This window comes from Colwellia sp. 12G3, from assembly GCF_002836775.1.
GTDB lineage: Bacteria > Pseudomonadota > Gammaproteobacteria > Enterobacterales > Alteromonadaceae > Colwellia.
Genome location: NZ_PJAQ01000041.1, coordinates 1 through 2533 on the forward strand (window position 1 = coordinate 1; position 2533 = coordinate 2533).

At 44.1% G+C, this 2533-nt stretch carries 1 protein-coding gene; it reads right to left on the bottom strand.

The annotated features are described in order from the left end of the window. Positions 1-182: 182 nt before the first annotated feature. Positions 183-1676, bottom strand: coding sequence for a group II intron reverse transcriptase/maturase (gene ltrA / locus CXF71_RS10120; protein ID WP_101232842.1), 1494 nt, complete (start codon positions 1674-1676; stop codon positions 183-185). Between the last annotated feature and the right edge of the window lie 857 nt (positions 1677-2533).

Sequence of the window (2533 nt, forward strand, 5' to 3'; positions counted from 1 at the left end):
GCTAGCCAAAAGCGGAAGTAAAGCAATCATCAACACAGTTCAGTTCATGCCACATTCGAGACATTAGGTTACTAGTGTCAAAGGATGCTTTAGATTGGAGTCGGATAAGTAAGCAGCATTTCTGCTGCTCACTCTCCTAAGAACCGTGCATGCGAGTTTCCCAGCACACGGCTCAAGCCTGCTTAAGTCCAGCAATGGACCGACAATAGACTCAAAACTTCCATTTCTATTTTGGATTTTGACTTTTCTCCCCGTTTGAGGAAGTACTGTGCAAACTCCGGTAAGAAAGGGATCGCCTCTTTGCGTATTTTTACATGTCGTTTAATTGGCGTCGATGCAGCTTTGAACAAGAAATGAGCTTTTGCCTTACCCTGTCTGTCTTTGCCAATGGCAAAGAAATTCCAGCGGCTAAGAAGACCCACAGTTGTAAAGTAGCGCCGGTGCTTCCAAAGATGGTTCTTTTGAGGATGCCGACGATCTATCCACTTCATAAGCATATGAAATATCTGACTGTCTACAGTCGAAAAAACTTTGCTGGAAACAACATAACGGAAGTAATTTGTCCAGCCCCGGATCACCGGGTTTAATTGCCGGATTAAGTTTTCCGTCTTCGCCGTCGGGTACGATTTTATGATCTCCCTGACTTTATCTAACACACTTTTTACACTTGATTTGTCGGGTTTGATTAACAGCTTGCCTTTGTATTTCCTGATGTTGAATCCAAGAAATTTAAAGCCGGTGTCGATGTGCGTGATGTGGGTTTTCTCCTCTGATAGCGAGAGTCCACGCGCTTGCAAGAATGCTTCTACAGCAGGTTTTACCCGTTCTTCCAATATTTCGGGTGTTTCTGCCGTGACGATGAAATCATCTGCGTAACGTATAACATGTATCTTGGTGAGTCCTTTTGTTGCTTCTTTTATCACAGCTTCCAAACCATCGAGCACCATATTAGAATATATTGGTGAGATGATCCCGCCTTGCGGCGTGCCGGCACTGGTCGAGTGAAACAAGTCGTTCTCCATAAATCCACATTTGAGCCATTGAGCCATCATGTGTTTGTCCGTTTGAACGTTCTCCATTAACCAATCATGACTTATGTTATCAAAACAGCCTTTTATATCCGCTTCCAATACCCATTGAGACGAAACCTTTCTACACAGTACATTAAAGCACTGTTCAATGGCATCGGCTGCACTTCTTTTAGGCCTGAACCCGAAAGAGTTGGGATCGCCGAGAGTCTCAGCCACAGGAGACAAGGCCTGTGCATATAGTGCTTGCATCGCTCTGTCGAACATGGCTGGAATACCTAACGGGCGGTTTTTATTGCTGTTTTTCTTTGGGATATAAATCCGTCTTAACGGCTGGGACTTATATCCTCTTCGCGTCAGACTATTCGTCATCGCATATTTTATGCTGGGTGTTTTCCAGCATATGCCATCAATACCGGGCGTGTTCTTGCCCTTGTTTTGAGTCACTCGCAATACGGCCAAATACTTTGCCGCAAATGAGTGGACAAGTATCCATTGCAAGGCTTTCGCCTTGCTATAGCGACCTGCCTTTATTGCCTTCGCAATACGCGTCTGGAGTCGAAAGACCTGTTGTTCCATGGCATAACTATTAATATCATGCCATTGTTGACCTGCCGAGGAGGCACCAGCATAAACTTCAGCCGTCATTTGCGTTTCCTCATTATTTCGATTCCCCAAACTCTCTCACGATTTTAGACCAAATGGACGTCTGCTCACTTTCGTGCCGGATAACGTTTAAACCCGTATCCACGCGATTACAGCATGGCATTAGCTTCTTCCATCCTCCCAATCTGCACACCTATAGGTTCACTTTGCAGTAAACTGTCCCTTGAGGGAGATGTACAGGGTTACCACGTTCCACCTTTGAAGCACGTTGGGTTAGGTGCCCGCTTTCGACCGGTCAGGACTGTTGGCCATGTGTGCCCAACAAAAAATGACACACCTCCCGACGTTGCCTTTTGGCTCAAGTGTATCAACCCTTTCACTTGTTTATCGTTACGGTCTTTATCACGGATTCAGTTAATTTCACCATACCAACTCTCTAGCACTCACCCGATCATGGTTATCAGGAGGGCGCTTGTCTCACGATTTGCACCCCGGTTACCAATTGATAACCTTCGTTACATTGTCCGAGCAGCTCTTTATTCATGCCCGTAGAGTCACCTGATGGCACAGGTGGTTTGAACAACATCCTATGTTTAAGTCAAACAACTTCGCAGACGACTTCGTGTCGCACTTTTGTATCGATAACGCTTATAATTTTTCGTTTGATACTATTGTAAATGCAAAATTTGATAAGATTATACTAAACTTCACTTATAATCCTTCAATATAAACTAATAGGAAACAAAGTTTTGTGAATGAACTTAATTTAAACAGCCGTTCAGCACAATATATCCAAACGAGTTTAAACGGTGGTGTACTCACCGTAATGATGCATCAGCCAAAGAAACTAAATGGCTGGACAGATGCAATGATGGACGCTTTTAAAGAGGCGTTTATTA

Coding starts and splice junctions, on each gene's coding strand:
- ltrA (WP_101232842.1), bottom strand. CDS start 1,676: ATGACGGCTGAAGTTTATGCTGGTGCCTCCTCGGCAGGTCAACAATGG.